Below are 17,363 nucleotides of genomic sequence, written 5' to 3'. Positions count from 1 at the left end.
TGCCATGCAAAACGACACAACAGCGGCCGGCATTGCCGGCCTGATCCTGCTGGCCCACGGCTCCCGCGACGCCCTGTGGCGCCAGCCCATCGAGGCCGTGCTCGGCGCCGTCCGGCAAACGCGGCCCCACGGCCTGGCTGCATGCGCCTACCTGGAAGCCTGTGCGCCCGACCTGCCCACCGCCGCGCGCGGGCTGGTCGAGGCGGGCGCCATGCGCATCACCGTGCTGCCCCTGTTCCTGGGCACGGGCAAGCATGCGCGCGAGGACATCCCGAAGCTGGTGCAGGAGATCCGCGACACCCACCCACAGGTGGCCGTGGAACTGGAGCCTGCCGTGGGCGAGCATCCGCGTGTCACGGCCCTGCTGGCAGAGCTGGCGTTGGCGGCCATGGAGCCTTCCGGCAGGTCAGGAAGCTGAAATAACGAATCGCTTCTTTATATAAATGCAGCATAATGGCGCGCTGCACCCAGCTGTCACCGCCATGAACCTGCACCAATTCCGATTCGTCCAAGAAGCGGCGCGCCGCAACCTCAACCTCACCGAGGCGGCCAAGGCCCTGCACACCTCGCAGCCCGGCGTCTCCAAGGCCATCATCGAGCTTGAGGAGGAGCTGGGCATCGACATCTTCGCGCGCCACGGCAAGCGCCTCAAGCGCATCACCGAACCCGGCCTGGAGGTGCTCAAGAGCATTGAACTCATCATGCGCGAGATCGGCAACCTCAAGCGCATCGGCGAGCAGTACAGCGCCCAGGACAGCGGCACGCTGTCGATTGCCACCACCCACACCCAGGCCCGCTACGTGCTGCCGCCCGCCGTGGCACGGCTGCGCGACCTGTATCCCAAGGTCACCATCAGCCTGCACCAGGCCACGCCGGCCGAGGTGGCGCGCATGGTCATCGACGAAATCGCCGACATCGGCATGGCCACCGAGTCCCTGGCCGACTACCCCGATCTCGTCACCCTGCCCTGCTACGAATGGCAGCATGTGCTGGTCATGCCCACGGGCCATCCGCTGGCGCAGAAGGAGCGCATCACGCTGGACGACATCGCCCATGAGTCGCTGATCACCTACCACCCCTCGTTCACCGGGCGCGGCAAGATCGACCAGGCCTTCGCCACGCGCCGGCTGCGTCCGCGCATCGTGCTGGAGGCCATTGACTCCGACGTGATCAAGACCTATGTGCGCCTGGGCCTGGGCATCGGCATCGTGGCCGAGATGGCCATGCGCGACGATCCGGTCAACGACCTCGTGGTGCGCCCCATGGGCCATCTGTTCGGCCAGAGCGTGGCGCGCGTGGCCATCAAGCGTGGCGCCTATTTGCGCAACTTCGTCTACCGCTTCGCCGAACTGCTCAGCGACCGCCTGACGCGCGACCTGATCATGCGCGCCATGAGCGGCCACGTGCACGACTACGAACTCTGATCCTCCGCCCCAACCGGGCCCGCAGCGCGGGCCCGTTCCCGTTTTCCGCTGCCTCCGCCATGACCTCTGCCACGCCCCGCACGCCCGCCTTCCCCAGCCGCCTGCCCCATGTGGGCACGACCATCTTCACCACCATGTCGGCGCTGGCCGCCGAGCACCAGGCGGTGAACCTGGGCCAGGGCTTCCCCGACTTCGGCTGCGACCCCAGGCTGGTCGATGCCGTCACGGCCGCCATGCAGGCCGGCCACAACCAGTACCCGCCCATGCCCGGCCTACCGCAGCTGCGCCAGGCCATGGCCGACAAGATGGAGGCGCTGTACGGCCGCCGCTACGACGCGGGCACCGAGATCACGGTCACGGCCGGCGCCACGCAGGCCATCCTCACCGCCATCCTGGCCACCGTGCATGCGGGCGATGAGGTGATCGTGCTCGACCCCTGCTACGACAGCTACGTACCCAACATCGAGCTGGCCGGCGGCGTGCCCGTGCGCGTGCCGCTGACGCCGGGCAGCTTCAAGCCCGACTTCGCCAAAATTGCCGCCGCCATCACGCCGCGCACACGGCTTTTGATCATCAACAGCCCGCACAACCCCAGCGCCACCATCTGGAGCGATGCCGAGATGCTGCAGCTGCAGGAGCTGCTGGCGCCCACCGACGTGCTGCTGATCAGCGACGAGGTCTACGAGCACATGGTCTACGACGGCCGCCAGCACCAGAGCGCCGCGCGCTTTGCCGGCCTGGCGGCGCGCGCCTTCATCGTCTCCAGCTTCGGCAAGACCTACCATGTCACGGGCTGGAAGGTGGGCACCGTCGCCGCGCCGGCCGCGCTCACGGCCGAGTTCCGCAAGGTCCACCAGTTCAACGTCTTCACCGTCAACACGCCCATGCAGGCGGGCCTGGCCAGCTACATGGCCGACCCTGCGCCCTACCTGCAGCTGCCCGCCTTCTACCAGGCCAAGCGCGACCTGTTCTGCCAGGGCCTGGAAGGCTCGCGCCTGCGCCTGCTGCCCACGGCGGGGACCTACTTCGTCTGCGCCGACATCTCGGCCGTGTCGGACCTGGACGAAGCCGCGTTCTGCCAGTGGCTGGTCCGGGAGCATGGCGTGGCGGCCATCCCGCTGTCGGCCTTCTATGGCGACGGCTTCGACCAGCGCGTGGTGCGCTTTTGCTTTGCCAAGCAAGACAGCACGCTGCGCGCGGCGTTGGAGCGGCTGCGCAAACTCTGAAGCCGGGCGCGGGGCAGCGCCCACGCCGGGTTGTCCCGTCATCCTCTGAGATGACATGGCCCCTCCGTCCCTGGTCTTACGCTCGGGCGACAGGAGACACAAGCCATGCGAATCGACCACGCCCCACGCGCCTTGCGGCGCGTTTTTCCATCCACGGCCGCCTTTGCCGCATCCCTTCTCATGGCGGGCTGCGGCGGTGGCAGCAGCCCCACTTTGGCCGATGCCGCAACGCAGGCGGCCGCCTGCGCCGACCTGCCTGACAGGGCAGGCCTTGCGGCCACCCGGCTGTCCACCAGCTATGTGCCGCCCGACACCCGCAGGCCGGGCGGCGCCAGCACCGGCGCGCTGCTGCCCGGGCACTGCGTAGTCACCGGCGCCATCAACCCGCGCGTGGGCGTGGACGGCAAGAACTACGCCATCGGGTTCCAGCTCAGCCTGCCGGACCAATGGAACGGCCGGTTTCTCTTCATCGGCGGCGGTGGCAACGACGGCATCCTGCGCGACACCTCGCTGAGCTCCAGCATCTCTGGCGCAACGCCTTCGCCGCTGGGCCAGGGCTTTGCGGTGGTCTCCACCGACGCGGGCCACACCGGCACCACGGCCAGCTTCGGTGCCGACCCTCAGGCCCGGCTGGACCACGCCTACAACGCCTACGACAAGACCGCCGTGGCGGCCAAATCACTGATCTCCACGCGCTACGGGCGCAAGCCTGAGCACTCCTATTTTTCAGGCTGCTCGGGTGGCGGGCGGCAGGGCATGGTGTTCTCGCAGCGCTTTCCCGACTACTTCGACGCCATCACGGCCGGCGCCCCTGCCATGCGGGTATCGAGCGGCGCCACGGTGGCCGCGATGTGGAACACCATCGAGTTCGATGCCATCGCGCCGGCCGACAGCAGCGGTCGGCGCATCCTCTCCCGGGCCTTCAGCAACGAGGACCTGAACCTGGTGGCCAAGGCCGTGACCGCCTCCTGCGATGCGGCCGACGGCGTGGCCGATGGCATGGTGAACCACGTCAAGGCCTGCCATTTCGACCCCGGCGTGCTGCAGTGCGGCGGCGCCAAGACCGGCAGCTGCCTGAGCAGCGGACAGGTGAACGCGCTCAGAAACGTGTTTGCCGGGCCGCGCAACTCGGCAGGCCAGGCCCTGTATGCGGGCCAGCCGTGGGATCCGGGCCTGGCAGCGCCGGGCTGGCGCACCTGGACACTGGGCAGCTCCACCACCGCCACGCCGGATTCGCGCTACATCACGCTGATCGTGGATGCGCTGGTCAACGAATTCCTCACCCCGCCAGACCTGGGCTTCAACCCGCTGGCCTTCAATTTCGACACCGACCCGGCGCGCATGCAGGCCTACTCGGCCATCTATGACACCTACCGGGATGACCGGCTCACGGCCTTCCGGCAGCACGGCGGCAAGATGCTCTTCATCCACGGCATGTCCGACCCCATCTTCTCGGCGCTGGACACGCTGGACTACTACGAGCGCCTGGCCGCCAACAACGGCGGCATGCAGGCCACGCAGGACTTTGCGCGCACCTTCCTCGTGCCGGGCATGAACCATTGCTCGGGCGGCCCGGCCACGGACAGCTTCGACTCCATACAGGCCATGGTCGACTGGGTGGAGAAAGGCGTCGCCCCGGACACCATCGCCGCCAGGGCCCTGCCGTCCAGCGCGGACTTTCCGCAGCGCACGCGCCCGCTGTGCCCGTATCCGAAGATTGCCAGGTACAGGTTCGAGGGCGCAGCCGCCGGCACGGGCAATGTGGAGGATGCGGCCAGCTTTGTCTGCGCCCTGCCCTGAGCCTGCGCATCTGCGGGCTGGACGGCGCAGGGCCGGAGCAAGCCTGCAGCGATAATGAGAAGCGTTCACTGCAGCGAGCGCTTCCCGCCACCGCCTTTCCGCCTCCGCCCATGCCCGCCCCTTCCCAGCGCTACACCACGGCGCAGCTCGACGCCATGCGCCAGCGCCACGGTTTCAGCGTGCGCTTTCTCTCCACCGTCTCCGAAAACGATTGCATCTTCGAAGGCCAGGTGCAGGAGCACCAACTGCCTTCGGGCCTGCAGCTGGTCAGTTCCGACATCCGCATCAACCATGGCTATGAATCCACGTCCGAGCACCCGCGGCGCTTCACCGCCGTGGTCCTGCTGGACGGCCAGGCCGAGCTGCAGCTGCCCGCCGCCCGCAAGGCCCTGAGCGTAACGCGCCATGCCGCAGCGGCATTCTCCTGCGGCGACACCGAGGTGCTCAAGGCCACCCATGCGGCAGGCCAGAGGGTGCGTGGCTTCAACCTGTCCATCGAGGCACCCGAGGCCTGCGCCGATGCCGAACTGGCCGAGCTGCTGCACCACGCCCTGCAGCAGTCCGGCCCGCCGCTGCATGCCTGGTCGCTGCCCGAGCATCTGGCGGTGTCGCTGCGCCAGCTGCTCGATGGCGTCTGGAGCGGCAGCCTGGCCCGGCTGCACCGCGAAGGCATTGCGCTGCAGGTGCTGGCCTGCGCGCTGCAGGCACATGCGCAGCCGCGGCCTGCGCCCTCGCCGCGCATCCATCCCCGGGACAGGCGCGGCCTGGAGCGCGTGCGCGAGTGCATGGATGCGGCGCCGGGCCAGGCGCACAGCCTGGACGACCTGGCGCGCCTGGCCTGCATGAGCCCGACCACGCTGCGCGAGAAATTCCAGGCCGCCTACGGCCAGACCGTGTTCGGCTGGCTGCGCGAGCGCCGCATGCAATTGGCGCGCGAGCGGCTGGCACAGGGCTGGAGCGTGCAGGAAGCGGCCGACTGCGTGGGCTTTCAGCACGCCAGCAATTTCGCCACGGCCTTTCGCCAGCGCTTCGGCCACGCGCCCAGCCAAGGCAGCCTGCGTCGCAAACCATAGGACTGGCGTCGCCGGGAACAGGCGGCGGCGGCACACATTTCCCACAATCCGGGCTCACGCCCAGGACCATGGAAATGATGAGCATTCGCATTCAAAACCCCACCCCCCGACACCCCCAAGGCGCGCGGACCCCGCTGTCCCTGCTGATCTGTGCACTTTGTGCAGCCCCTGCGCCAGCAGTCTGGGCCGCCGACGAGGACAGGCCCCCTGCCAGGAAAGGCGACACCGAACTGGGCACCGTCACCGTGCGCGCCGCCGCCGATGCGGGTACCACCGAAGGCACGGCGCGCTACACCAGCGGCGCCACAGGCACGGCCACGGGCCTGCAACTGTCGGCGCGCGAGACACCGCAGTCGGTCAGCGTGATTACGCGCCAGCTCATGGACGATGCCGGCCAGCTCACGGTCTCGCAGACGCTGGAGGCCTCCGCCCCCGGCCTGTCGGTCAGCCGCAGCGACAGCAACCGCTACCAGTTTTCCTCGCGCGGCTTTGGCGTCAGCAACTTCCAGTTCGACGGGCTGGCCTCGCCCATCAACAGCCTGTGGAACTTCGGCGCCACCGACATGGACACGGCCTTCTACGACCGCGTGGAAATCGTGCGCGGCGCCACGGGCCTGCTCAATGGCTCGGGCGATCCGTCGGCCACGGTGAACTTCGTGCGAAAGCAGCCGCGCGAGACGGCGGGCGGCCATGCCTCGCTGACGCTTGGCCGCTGGAACCTGCGCCGCGCCGAGGCCGATCTGTCCCTGCCGCTGGACCGCAAAGGCCGCGTGCATGGCCGCGTCGTGGCCGTGCAATCGGATAGCGATAGCTACGTCAGCCACTTTGGCCAGCGCAGGCAGGGCCTGTATGCCGTGGTCAGCGCGGCCCTGACGCCCGCCACGCGGCTCGTGACCAGCCTCGAATACCAGAAGAACACCAGTCCCGGCATGGGCGCCGGCTTTCCGCTGTTCTATGCGGACGGCAGCCGCACGGACTTCGACCGCTCGGTATCCAACAACACGCGCTGGTCGCATTTCGGCACCGAGAACACCACGGCCACGCTGGACCTGACGCACCGCCTGGACAACCGCTGGCTGCTGCGCGCCGCCTACAGCCGCAACGAAGGCAACTACGACATGCGCTACGTCTACCGGGGCGGCGCGCCGGACGCCACCACCGGCCTGGGCATGGCCAACTCCTTCATCAAATACCGGGGTGACCGCTCGCGCGACAGCCTGCACCTCACGGCCAGCGGCCCGGTCGCGCTGTTCGGGCGTCAGCACGAGATTGCCGTGGGATGGAACCATGTGCGCGACGACATCGACATCCGCCGCTACGCACCGCTGGGCACGCCGCCTGCCACGGACAACTTCCTCGACTGGCGCAACGGCAGCCTGGCCGAGCCTGGCTGGTCCGACGTCTCCAACGGCGGCGACGACAGCCGCATGCGCCAAAGCGGCGGCTATGCCGTGGGGCGTTTCTCGCTGGCCGATGGCTGGACGGCCGTGGCCGGCGCCCGCCTGAGCCGCTGGTCCACGCGCCAGAACTACTTCGGCAGCCTGCGCGACTACCGCTACAGCAACGAAATCACGCCCTACGCCGGCCTGCTGTGGGACATCGATGCCCGGCATACGGCCTACCTGAGCTACACGGAAATCTTCACGCCCCAGAACTACCGCGACAAGCAAGGCAGCATCCTGGACCCCGTCACCGGCCAGGCCTTCGAGCTGGGCCTCAAGGGCTCCTGGCTGCAGGACCGGCTGCAGGGTTCTGCCGCGCTGTTCCAGACCCGCCAGGACAATCTGGCGCAGGACACGGGCGAATTCATCGACGGCACCACAGACCAGAAGGCCTATCGCGGCGTCAAGGGCGCGCAGGTGCGCGGCATCGATCTGGAACTCAGCGGCGAGCCGGCCCGGGGCTGGCGCATGGGCGCCAGCTACACGCACTACACGGCACGCAGCGCCAGCGGCGCCGCCTTCAACACCACGCACCCGCGCAGCCTGGTCAAGCTCACGGCCATGCGCAGCTTCGAGGGTGCGCTTCGGGGCCTGAGCCTGGGCGGCAACCTGCGCTGGCAAAGCCGCATCTGGCAGAACGTGACCAACCCGCTGCGCCAGAGCGTGCAGGTCGGCCAGGGCAGCTACCTGGTGGTCAACCTCTCGGCCCACTACCGCATCGACCCCACCTGGTCGGCCAGCGTGCAGCTCAACAACGTGCTGGACCGCCAGTACTACAGCCAGATCGGCTTCTACAACCAGGGCTGGTGGGGCGAGCCGCGCAATCTGACGGTGAGCCTGAAGGCGGATTTCTAAGCTGTATCGGCATCGGCAATGCCCACCCCACCCCGGTGCCTCGGCGGGCGCCGGCCCACGCCATGGGGCGCACCGTGCAGGTGCAGGCAGGAGCCGCAAAGCCGCATGGATGCGGGCAGTTGGCAGCGACGGGGGCGGATGCAGGAGAGGGTGCGGACCTTGTTCATGGGCGGGTCCAGGAGGCTTGCGCCGTGGTTGCAGGAGCCATGAAGAGCGCACGCCGGTGCAATCCATTCTCATTTTCCGAGCAAGGACGAACAGGTCATTCGCCCGCCGCATGACGTCCTGCCAAAACATTGATTGACGTCAAGACAGCCACCGCCCAGCATTGGCCCGCCTGAAAAATCCGCCGCCGGCCGCAGCCGCTGCGCCACCAAAAACACCGACAAGGAGACATCCCCCATGCCCCGCACCCTTTCACGCAAGCAATTCCTGCGCGCTGCCGCGCTGCTCGGCGCCACGCTGCTGCCCCTGCCCCAGGCCTGGGCGGATGCCTATCCCACCCGGCCCGTCAAGCTGGTCGTGCCCTTCGCCCCTGGCGGCAATACCGATGTGCTGGCGCGCATGGTGGCGCAGGGCCTGTCCGAATCGCTGGGCCAGCCCGTGATCGTGGAAAACATCTCCGGCGCCAACGGCTCCATCGGCGCCAGTCGCGTGGCTTCGGCGGCCAATGATGGCTACACGCTGCTGTTCGGCACGGCCGGCACCCAGGCCATCAACCAGAGCCTGTACAAGAACCTGAGCGAGAAGAGCCTGGGCGATTTCGAGTACGTGGCCCTGGTGACCACCATTCCCAATGTGCTGGTCGTCAACGAGACGCGCACGCCCGCAAGGACGGTGAAGGACCTGGTGGCACGCGCCGCCGCGCAAAAGACCGGCATGAGCTATGGCTCGCCGGGCAGCGGCTCCACGGTCCACCTGTCGGGCGAGCTGTTCAAGAGCGCCACCCAGCTGGACATGGTGCATGTGCCCTACAAGGGCAGCGCGCCGGCCCTGACCGACCTGCTGGGCGGCCAGATCGATTTCATCTTCGAGAACGTGACGCCCGCCCTGCCCTTCGTGCAGTCGGGCAAGCTCAAGGCCCTGGCCGTGACCTCCGAGCAGCGCCTGCCCGCCCTGCCCGATGTGCCGACCATGAAGGAAAGCGGCTACCCCACCTTCGTGACCGGCACCTGGAACGGCGTGCTGGCACCCAAGGGCACGCCGGCCGCCATCGTCAAGCGGCTGGAGGATGCCACGCTCAAGGTGGCGGGCCATGCCGACTTCAAGTCCAAGGTGACGGCACTGGGCGGCGAAGTGCGCCTGCTGGACTCCAAGGCCTTCCGCGAATTCACGCGGGCCGAGTACCAGCGCTGGAATGCGATCGTGCAGACGGCGAAGTTGGAGCGGCAGTAACGTCGGCTCCGATCCCTGCCTCCGGAGCCTGCTGGCGGCGGGTCCAGAACGGCTCGGCCGCCCAGCGCTGCTCCAGCGCGTAGTAGTGCTGGTGGTGGGTGCGGTACGCGGCGCGTATCGTGCCGATCCACGCATTCCAGGACGGCAGCGCATCGGCATCGCCCGCCAGACTGCGGCGCACGGCCAGGGCGGCCTCGCTGCCCGTGACCAGGCTGTTGAGCAGGCCCTGCGATGCCAGCGGATCGAAGGACAGGCCTGCATCGCCCACGGCCAGCCAGTCAGGCCCGCTGGCTGCATCAAGCCATTGTTCGTGGGCGGCGGCCACGCGCAGCGGCTCCAGCACCCGGCTGCCCCTGCTGCGCGCGCCCACCAGGGCCGTGTGATGCGCCATTTCCAACAGATCGGCCGTGCTGAGCAGGCGCCGGGCTTCAGGCAGATCGATGTCGGTCTGCCAGGCAATCACGCAACTGCCATCGGGCAGGTCAGCGCTGTACCACCAGCCTTCGGCATCCGACTCGATCATGGTGGTGCCTGCATGCTCATGCGATGGCGGCTCCACCCAGGCGTGAAAGCAGACCAGGCGGCCACCACGGTGGACCTGGGCGCCCGCCTGCCGGGCCACGCGGGCCGCGCGGCCCGTGGCATCGACCACGATGCGGCAGGACAGCTCCAACGGGCCATGCGCCGTGTCGCCCTGCGCCCTATCGATCAGGCAGCGCCAGCGCATGGGTGCGCCCGGTGGCTGGCGCTGCATGCTGCGCAGCGTGGCGGGCACCAGGCAGGGCACGCCACGGCTGCGCGCAGCCTCCAGCAGCATGGCGTCGAAGCGCGCACGGTCCAGGTGCCAGCCCGCACCATGCGGGTCGAACAGCGCGTCCTGAAAGATGACCTCGGAGCTTCCCCACAATGACCGCCGCGACCAGGCAGGACGGTGGCCCTGTGCCGCGAACGCATCCCACACGCCCAGGTCGGACAGAATCACCCGGGCCGCAGCGGGCAGGGTTTCGCCAATGGCCCGCCCAGCCTGCACGGCACGCCCTATCAGCGCCACGCGGCAGTGCCCTGCCAGCTGCGCGGCAACGGCCGCGCCCGCCGGCCCTGCGCCCACGACGAGCACATCCAGTTCATCCGGCAGCGGCGCGGCGGCCATGGCGTGCGACGACATGGCCGGCACTCAGCGCGGCAGCACCGGGCCGCGCTGCGTCATGGCGCGCAACTGCTGCTCGTTGTCTGCATCGAAGGGCTCGATGCGGGGAGGCACTTCCTGCCCGTCCGGTTGCACCGCAGTCTTGAGCATGTGCAACGGCGCCGGGGCGATGCGGTTTTCCACCTGCATCACCGGCGGGAAGTCCTTGTCGCCCCGCACCCCGGGCCGACTCTCGATGACGCCCATGTCACCGAAGTGGCTGATCATGCGGTTGATCTCGCTCTCATAGCCTTCCTCACCCAGTGTGCGGAACCACGACTCGCGGCGGTTGAAGGCGGCAACGCGCTGCTCGCGCGGCAGTTCGGCGTTGATGACCCTTTCATAGGCCTCCTGCGTCAGCACCTGGTTGGGCACGCGGGCTGGCCAGAACGTGGGCAGGTAGGGGTCGTAGCGTGGGCCATAGCCGGCGTAATAGCCGCTGCGGCAGCTGGCGGTGTCGGTCTGCCAGGGGACCGCCATCCAGCGCGTGAGGTCGCCGGCCACCTGCGCATACAGCGGCCCGCTCTCTGACAGGGCCACCGCAGGCGTGAGCCGGGAGCCGTAGAGCTGCAGCTCGGGCGGGTTCACTGCCGCCTCGCGGATGCGGAACGGCGCCCGGTACATGCTGGCGTGCCGCATGGGCCAGGTGATCTCGCAGCCCGGATGGAAGGCGTCGGCCAGGCAGTCGTCCATGGCGGCATGGTCGAGCATGGCCGGCTGCTCCTGCAGCGGCACGTCGGCGAGCTGGGCAGGGTACTGCTGGCCGGGCTTCCAGTCGGACAGGAAATGGCCACCGGCCCACAGGTCCAGCATCCTCAGCTGCGTGGCCGTCAGCGCCGCATGCTGGCGCGGTGTGTCGACGGGCGGCACGGCCATGGCATCGCCATACAGCCAGGGCCAGGGCTGGGGAGATGCGCCATCACGGTCAAAGCGCCGGAAGGCATTCGCCACCTGCTGGCGCAGCTCGGCCCAGGTCGTGCCCGGGCTGTTGAGCCTGGCGATCCACACCTCGTCATCCGCATTGGCCGCCCCGCCCCAGCCGAACTGGGATGCAAAGCCCTTGTTCGCCCACTGCAGGCTGCTCTGGCGCTGGAGTATGGGCAGGATGTGCCGGCTGAAGGAGACGTGCAGCGGGAAGGCGGCCATGCCCGAGTGGATGTACACATCCTCCATCAGGTCCTTCATGGTGCGCACCGACTTCATCTGCGGGCCGTAGTTGGGCGGCGCAACCGTGACCCATGCCGCATCCACCGGCACGGAAACACCGGCCACGACGACCTTGGCGCGCACGGGGCCGTCGGCCACATCGTCATGCCAGCCCTCGTTGTTCGCAAACGTGGTGGCCTTGGAGCCATCCACGGAGGCAGAGACGCCACGGCCTCCCAGCACGAGAAGCTGGCCCGTCTTTTCAATGCGCAATTCGCCCAGATAAACCGGCTTGCCGCAGAAACTGCCGCTGTCGAATGCCACGGGGGCCGAGCCTTTGGCAATGCGGCGGGCTCCGGGTCGAATGGCCAGGCTTTTCCGGTCCTTCACCGTGGCATTGCGCAAAATCGTGGGATCGGCCGTTGCGGCTTCAGGCACGTCCAGCGCCAATTGGAATTGATACCAGGCAGCCTTGGTATTGGCCAGCTCGACTTCCCATTCGATCTGCTCCTGGTCGGCCGTGAGTTCACGCACCACCTCGCCCGCAGCGTTGTAGCCGTAGATGCGAAAGCGCGCCGCCTGCCGCTTGAGCGCGCCCTGCGCATCGCGCAGGCTGCCCGGCGCCATGGGCGGCACATGCATCAGCTCGGGGCCGACATAGTACTCATCCGGACTATTGCCAATACGCGCCACACCAATTCCCGGGTGTATGGCTGCACGCACAATGGTGGAGTCGATTCCCATTCGTCGCCCTTTCAGTTGCTGAGGCACTGATTGCAACAAACAGTATCAAAAAAGCCGAGACAAAGTTAATTATCGGGAATCAACAATCCATAGCAATGCAAGAATGAGTTCAATTGAACACATTCATTCACCAATAGATGGACTGCTATTGATAATGAATTAGCAGGATAAATACCGATTCACAGCAGCACAATGTCGTATTGCTCCTGTGCCATGGCTGTCTCGGCCTGCAGCGAGATGGGCTTCTTGATGAAGTCGGACAGGCCTGCCAGGTGCTGGCTTTCCTCGTCCAGGAACATCTCCACCACCTTGGGCGAGGCCACGATGCGGAACTCGCGCGGGTTGAACTGGCGCGCTTCGCGCAGGATTTCGCGCAGCACCTCGTAGCAGACGCTGCGCACGGTCTTCACATGGCCCTTGCCCTGGCAGACCGGGCAGGATTCGCACAGCATGTGGGCCAGCGATTCCCGCGTGCGCTTGCGCGTCATCTCCACCAGGCCCAACTGCGAGAAACCGCCCGCCATGGTCTTGACACGGTCGCGCCCGAGCTGGCGCTTGAATTCGGACAGCACCTCGGCCTGGTGGTCGTCCCGCACCATGTCGATGAAGTCCACGATGATGATGCCGCCCAGGTTGCGCAGGCGCAGCTGGCGCGCAATCTGCTGGGCCGCTTCCAGGTTGGTCTTGAAGATGGTGTCGTCGAAGTTGCGCGCCCCCACGTAGCCGCCGGTGTTGACGTCCACCGTGGTCAGCGCCTCGGTCTGGTCCACGATCAGGTAGCCGCCGGACTTGAGATCCACGCGGCGGCCCAGCGCACGGGCGATTTCCTCGTCGATGGCGAAGAGGTCGAAGATGGGCCGCTCGCCGCGGTAGTGCTGCAGCTTGGGCACGGCCGCCGGCATGTATTCCTGGCCGAAGGTCATGAGCAGGGCGAACTGCTCCTTGGAGTCGATGCGGATGCTCTGCGTGCCCTCGCCCACCAGATCGCGCAGCACGCGCTGCAGCAGGTTCAGGTCCTGGTGCAGCAGCGACATGGGCGGCAGGCGCACCGAGGCGTCCTTGATGCGGCTCCAGGTCTTGCGCAGGTAGCGGATGTCGTCGGCCAGCTCGGCGTCGCTGGAATCCTCGCCATTGGTGCGCAGGATGAAGCCGCCGCCCCCGCCGGTTTCCTTGGTGCCCACCAGGCCCTGCAGGCGGGCGCGCAGCGCGTCGCGCTCGCCCTGCGGGATTTTCTGCGAGATGCCGATATGGTCATCCTGGGGCAGCAGCACCAGCAATCGCCCCGCAATGCTGATCTGCGTGGACAGGCGCGCACCCTTGGTGCCGATCGGGTCCTTGATGACCTGCACCATGATGGTCTGGCCTTCGAAAACCTGCTTTTCGATGGGCACGACAGGCATGTCCTTGCGCGCGAACATGGGGGCCTCGCCCCCTTCCTGCCGCTGCCACACATCGGCCACATGCAGGAAGGCCGCGCGCTCCAGGCCGATGTCGATGAAGGCCGACTGCATGCCCGGCAGCACACGCGAGACCTTGCCCAGATAGACGTTGCCAACCAGGCCGCGCTCCAGCGGGCGCTCCATGTGCAGCTCCTGGACGGCGCCGTTCTCGATGATGGCCACGCGCGTTTCCTGTGGCGACCAATTGATCAGAATGTCTTGCTGCATGCTGTGCCTGTGGTGTGCTTTGTCGTTTGTATTTCTCGGCCATGGCGGCCCGGCAATCATTGCGCCGGTGGCCGCTTGCCACTATCTTGCCGCGCCATCCGCTGCCATCGGCGGTCTGCGCATGCCTGCACGCCCCTGCGGGCCAAGGTCGGGGAGCCGGCCTACAGTGCCCAGCCCAGCTCGCGCAGCAGCGCCGCCGTCTCGAACAGCGGCAGGCCCATGATGCCCGAGTAGCTGCCGTGCAGCCACTGCACATGGGCCGCCGCGCGGCCCTGTATGCCATAGGCGCCGGCCTTGCCCATGGGCTCGCCCGAGGCCACATACGCGTCGATCTGCTGCGCGCTCATGGCCGAGAAGCAGACCTGGGACACCGACAGCGCAGCCAGGCGCCGCGCGCCGTGCTGTATGGCGACGGCGGTCAGCACCTCGTGCTCGCGGCCCGCAAGCGCGGTCAGCATGCGGCGGGCATCGTCGGCATCGGCAGGCTTGCCAAGAATGCGGCCATCCAGCGCCACCGTGGTGTCCGAGCACAGCACGGGCGCCACAGCCAGGGCGCGGCGCGCATGGCGGGCCACGGCGGCATCGAGCTTGAGCGCGGTGACGCGCTGCACATAGTCGCGCGCTGCCTCATCGGCCAGTTCGGCCTCTATGGCCTCGGCATCTTCGGCAATGTCGCCCTCGGCGTTGGGCAGCAAAAGCTCATGGGCCACACCCAGCTGCTCCAGCAGCTGGCGGCGGCGGGGGCTCTGGGAGGCAAGGTAGATGAATGGCGGCATGATAAGAATGAGAAATGCCTTCAGCCCTTTGTTGCAAAGCGCTGAAGGCTATCAAAATCATAGTATCACGAGATCCTCGGATCCGCGTGACAGGGCCGCTGGCAGAGCCTGGGAGCCGGGACAGGCCCTATTCCCGGTGGTAGGGATGGCCGGCGTTGACCGACCAGGCACGGTACAGCTGCTCGATGAGCAGCACCCGCACCATGGCATGCGGCAGGGTCAGGTCCGACAGGCGGATGCGCTCGTGCGCAGCCTGCCTGAAGGCGGGGTCCAGTCCGTCCGGGCCGCCGATGATCAGGGCCACGTCGTCGCCCTCCAGCTGCCAGCCCTGCAGGCGCTGGGCCAGTGCCTTGGTCGTCAGATTGGTGCCACGCTCATCGAGCACGACGATGCGCGTGCCGCGCGGAATGGCGGCCTCGATGCGCTTGCGCTCGGCCGCGTACAGGGTCTCTACCGTCTTGGAGCCGCGCGGCTCGGTCTTGACGGCCTTGAGCTCCACCTTGAGCTCCGGGGGAAAGCGCTTTGCATAGTCGTCGTAGGCCGTCTGCGCCCAGTCGGGCACATGCTGGCCCACGGCCACGATCAACAGTTTCATGCAGCGTCAGTCCCGAACCGTTCAGGCCTTGGCGCGGGGAGCGCGCTTGGCGGCCGGCTTGGCAGCGGCACCTGCCTTGGGCTTGGCGGGAGCGCGGTTGACCACCACGGTCTTGATGGCCTTGGGCGCTGCCGTCTTGCGGGCCGGCGCCTTGGCGGCGGCCGACTTCACGGCGGCGGACTTGGGAGCGGCCGACTTTGCAGCAGCCGTACGGGATGCGGCCGGCTTGGCAGCTGCGGAACGGGGCGCAGCGGCCTTGGCAGGAGCTGCCTTCTTGGCAGCGGGCTTCTTGCCTGCAGCAGGTGCAGCGGCAGAAGCGGCCTTCTTGGCAGCAGGCTTGGCGGCCGTTGCAGCAGCCTTCTTGGAAGCGGCCTTCTTGGCCTTTTCCTCGGCCTTGTCGGTGGCGGCCGAGCGCGTGGGCTTGGGAGCACCCAGCTTCAGGCGCACAGGCGTCTCGCCCCAGATCTCTTCCAGGCGGTAGTACTGGCGGATGGCTGGCTGCATGACATGGACCACGGCCTGGCCGCAGTCCACGATGATCCACTCGCCGTTTTCTTCGCCTTCCTGGCGTGGCACGGGAAAACCGGCCTGCTTGACGGCGTCGCGCACGCTGGAGGCCAGCGCCTTGGTCTGGCGGTTGGAGGTGCCCGCAGCCACGATCACGCGCTCGAACAGCGGCGAGAGCTTTTCGGTATTGAAGACCTGGATGTCTTGGGCCTTGACGTTTTCGAGGCCGTCAACAATGGCGCGTTGCAGCTTGGTCACGTCGCGCTTGGCTGCGGAATCCGATTTGGTGGAAGTGGTCATCAGGCGGTGATCAGTGGAATAGAAATGGGATCAATATAGCGCGAGCGCCGTGCGGCCCGTAGAGGGCTTGGCTGTAGCGGCGCTCCAAAATGCATGGAGTTCGCCCACAGATCGCCGGAAGATTTCGCGCCGAAGAAAGTGGAGAACGCAGCCAACGCTGCGCCTCAAGCTATTGAAATTATAGTTTTGCCGCCTATTCCCTTGCACGCGCGGATTTCGCCACGCGGTCGGGGATGGCGGCAATGGAGCTCAAAGCCAGTCGCGGCGCACCAGGAATTGCTCCAGCAGCGCGCGTTCGGGCGTGCCGGGCGCGTCCTCGCGCTGGTAGCTCCAGCTCGCATGCGGGGGCATGGACAGCAAGATGGATTCCGTGCGCCCGCCGGACTGCAGGCCGAAGTGCGTGCCCCGGTCCCAGACCAGGTTGAACTCCACGTAGCGGCCGCGGCGGTAGCGCTGGAAATCGACCTGCTGCTGCCCGTAGTCCATGGCCTGGCGGCGCTCGACGATGGGCAGGTAGGACTCCAGAAAGGAATCTCCCACCGAACGCAGCATGTCGAAGCTGCGCGCCTGGCCCAGCTCAGAGAAGTCGTCGAAGAAGATGCCGCCGATGCCGCGCTGCTCGTTGCGGTGCTTCAGGCAGAAGTACTCGTCGCACCAGGTCTTGAAGCGCGGGTAGAGCGTGTCGCCAAAAGGCGCCAGCGCATCGCGGCAGACGCGGTGAAAGTGCTGTGCATCTTCCTCGAAGCCGTAGACCGGTGTCAGGTCCATGCCGCCGCCGAACCAGCAGGTGGGTTCGTTGCCCGGATGCCCTGCCGCACCTGAGCCGGCCGCACCTGAGCCAGCCGCAATCATTCGCACATTCATGTGTACCGTAGGCACAAAAGGATTGCGCGGATGGAAGACCAGGGACACGCCCATGGCCTCGAACGGCGCACCCGCCAGTTCAGGCCGGTGCTGCGTGGCCGAGGGCGGCAGCTGCGGCCCTCGCACATGCGAGAAGCCGCAGCCCGCGCGCTCGAACACGCGGCCGCCCTCCATGATGCGGGTGATGCCATCGCCCTGCAGGCGCTCGCCGGGGCCCTTGCTCCAGGCGTCGGATAGAAAGCGTGCACCGCCCTCGCCTTCAACCTGCTCCAGCGCCTGCGTGATGCGGGCCTGCAGGCCCGTCAGGTACTCGCGCACCTGCGCCACGGGCAGCGCCTGCCCGGTCGATTGCTCTGCCATGGA

General features: G+C 67.5%; 14 protein-coding genes. 7 read left to right on the top strand and 7 right to left on the bottom strand.

All coding sequences use genetic code 11. The annotated features are described in order from the left end of the window. Nucleotides 1–4 precede the first annotated feature (4 nt). From DA1_RS19955 to DA1_RS19925, 7 genes are all read left to right on the top strand, one after another. Nucleotides 5–418 carry a sirohydrochlorin chelatase gene (locus DA1_RS19955; protein WP_034393077.1) on the top strand — a complete coding sequence of 138 codons (414 nt, stop codon included), beginning with the start codon at nt 5–7 and terminating at the stop codon, nt 416–418. Nucleotides 419–482: 64 nt separating this feature from the next. After that, nucleotides 483–1,424 carry a CysB family HTH-type transcriptional regulator gene (locus DA1_RS19950; protein WP_034398475.1) on the top strand — a complete coding sequence of 314 codons (942 nt, stop codon included), beginning with the start codon at nt 483–485 and terminating at the stop codon, nt 1,422–1,424. 59 nt (nt 1,425–1,483) lie between these two features. Beyond that, entirely contained in the window at nt 1,484–2,650 is a 1,167-nt protein-coding gene (locus DA1_RS19945; RefSeq protein WP_034393073.1) for a pyridoxal phosphate-dependent aminotransferase, read from the top strand. Nucleotides 2,651–2,755: 105 nt separating this feature from the next. Then, nucleotides 2,756–4,450 carry a tannase/feruloyl esterase family alpha/beta hydrolase gene (locus DA1_RS19940; protein ID WP_034393071.1) on the top strand — a complete coding sequence of 565 codons (1,695 nt, stop codon included), beginning with the start codon at nt 2,756–2,758 and terminating at the stop codon, nt 4,448–4,450. A 110-nt stretch (nt 4,451–4,560) separates the two neighbouring features. Next, nucleotides 4,561–5,523 carry a helix-turn-helix transcriptional regulator gene (locus DA1_RS19935; protein WP_034393068.1) on the top strand — a complete coding sequence of 321 codons (963 nt, stop codon included), beginning with the start codon at nt 4,561–4,563 and terminating at the stop codon, nt 5,521–5,523. A 77-nt stretch (nt 5,524–5,600) separates the two neighbouring features. Then, nucleotides 5,601–7,820: a TonB-dependent alcaligin siderophore receptor FauA gene (fauA, locus tag DA1_RS19930; protein ID WP_230590779.1), complete on the top strand. Its 2,220-nt coding sequence runs from the start codon at nt 5,601–5,603 to the stop codon at nt 7,818–7,820. Nucleotides 7,821–8,222: 402 nt separating this feature from the next. Further along, the gene (locus DA1_RS19925) at nt 8,223–9,215 is read left to right on the top strand and encodes a Bug family tripartite tricarboxylate transporter substrate binding protein (protein ID WP_034393063.1); all 993 of its coding nucleotides are present in this window, start codon (nt 8,223–8,225) and stop codon (nt 9,213–9,215) included. Here the strand turns inward: DA1_RS19925 and DA1_RS19920 are convergent. The 7 genes from DA1_RS19920 to hemF form a co-directional block, all read right to left on the bottom strand. After that, complete coding sequence (locus DA1_RS19920; protein ID WP_034398471.1) at nt 9,151–10,380, bottom strand: FAD-dependent monooxygenase; 1,230 nt, start codon at nt 10,378–10,380, stop codon at nt 9,151–9,153. The genes DA1_RS19925 and DA1_RS19920 overlap by 65 nt on opposite strands. Nucleotides 10,381–10,389: 9 nt before the next feature. Next, nucleotides 10,390–12,291 (bottom strand): LodA/GoxA family CTQ-dependent oxidase, encoded by a 1,902-nt coding sequence (locus DA1_RS19915; RefSeq protein ID WP_034393060.1) that lies wholly within the window; start codon nt 12,289–12,291, stop codon nt 10,390–10,392. 179 nt (nt 12,292–12,470) lie between these two features. Further along, nucleotides 12,471–13,958 carry a ribonuclease G gene (rng, locus tag DA1_RS19910; protein WP_013802635.1) on the bottom strand — a complete coding sequence of 496 codons (1,488 nt, stop codon included), beginning with the start codon at nt 13,956–13,958 and terminating at the stop codon, nt 12,471–12,473. A gap of 161 nt (nt 13,959–14,119) precedes the next feature. Continuing rightward, nucleotides 14,120–14,734, bottom strand: coding sequence for a Maf family protein (locus DA1_RS19905; RefSeq protein WP_034393057.1), 615 nt, complete (start codon nt 14,732–14,734; stop codon nt 14,120–14,122). Nucleotides 14,735–14,861: 127 nt separating this feature from the next. After that, nucleotides 14,862–15,329, bottom strand: coding sequence for a 23S rRNA (pseudouridine(1915)-N(3))-methyltransferase RlmH (gene rlmH, locus DA1_RS19900; RefSeq protein ID WP_012205361.1), 468 nt, complete (start codon nt 15,327–15,329; stop codon nt 14,862–14,864). 21 nt (nt 15,330–15,350) lie between these two features. After that, the gene (rsfS, locus tag DA1_RS19895) at nt 15,351–16,136 is read right to left on the bottom strand and encodes a ribosome silencing factor (protein ID WP_013802637.1); all 786 of its coding nucleotides are present in this window, start codon (nt 16,134–16,136) and stop codon (nt 15,351–15,353) included. Between the two features lie 249 nt (nt 16,137–16,385). Continuing rightward, a complete protein-coding gene (gene hemF / locus DA1_RS19890; RefSeq protein WP_051940708.1) occupies nt 16,386–17,360 on the bottom strand; it encodes an oxygen-dependent coproporphyrinogen oxidase in 975 nt (324 codons plus the stop codon). Nucleotides 17,361–17,363 lie beyond the last annotated feature (3 nt).

This window comes from Delftia acidovorans NBRC 14950 (assembly GCF_001598795.1).
GTDB classification, from domain to species: Bacteria; Pseudomonadota; Gammaproteobacteria; order Burkholderiales; family Burkholderiaceae_C; genus Comamonas; species Comamonas acidovorans.
This window is presented reverse-complemented; position numbering and strand designations above follow the sequence as displayed.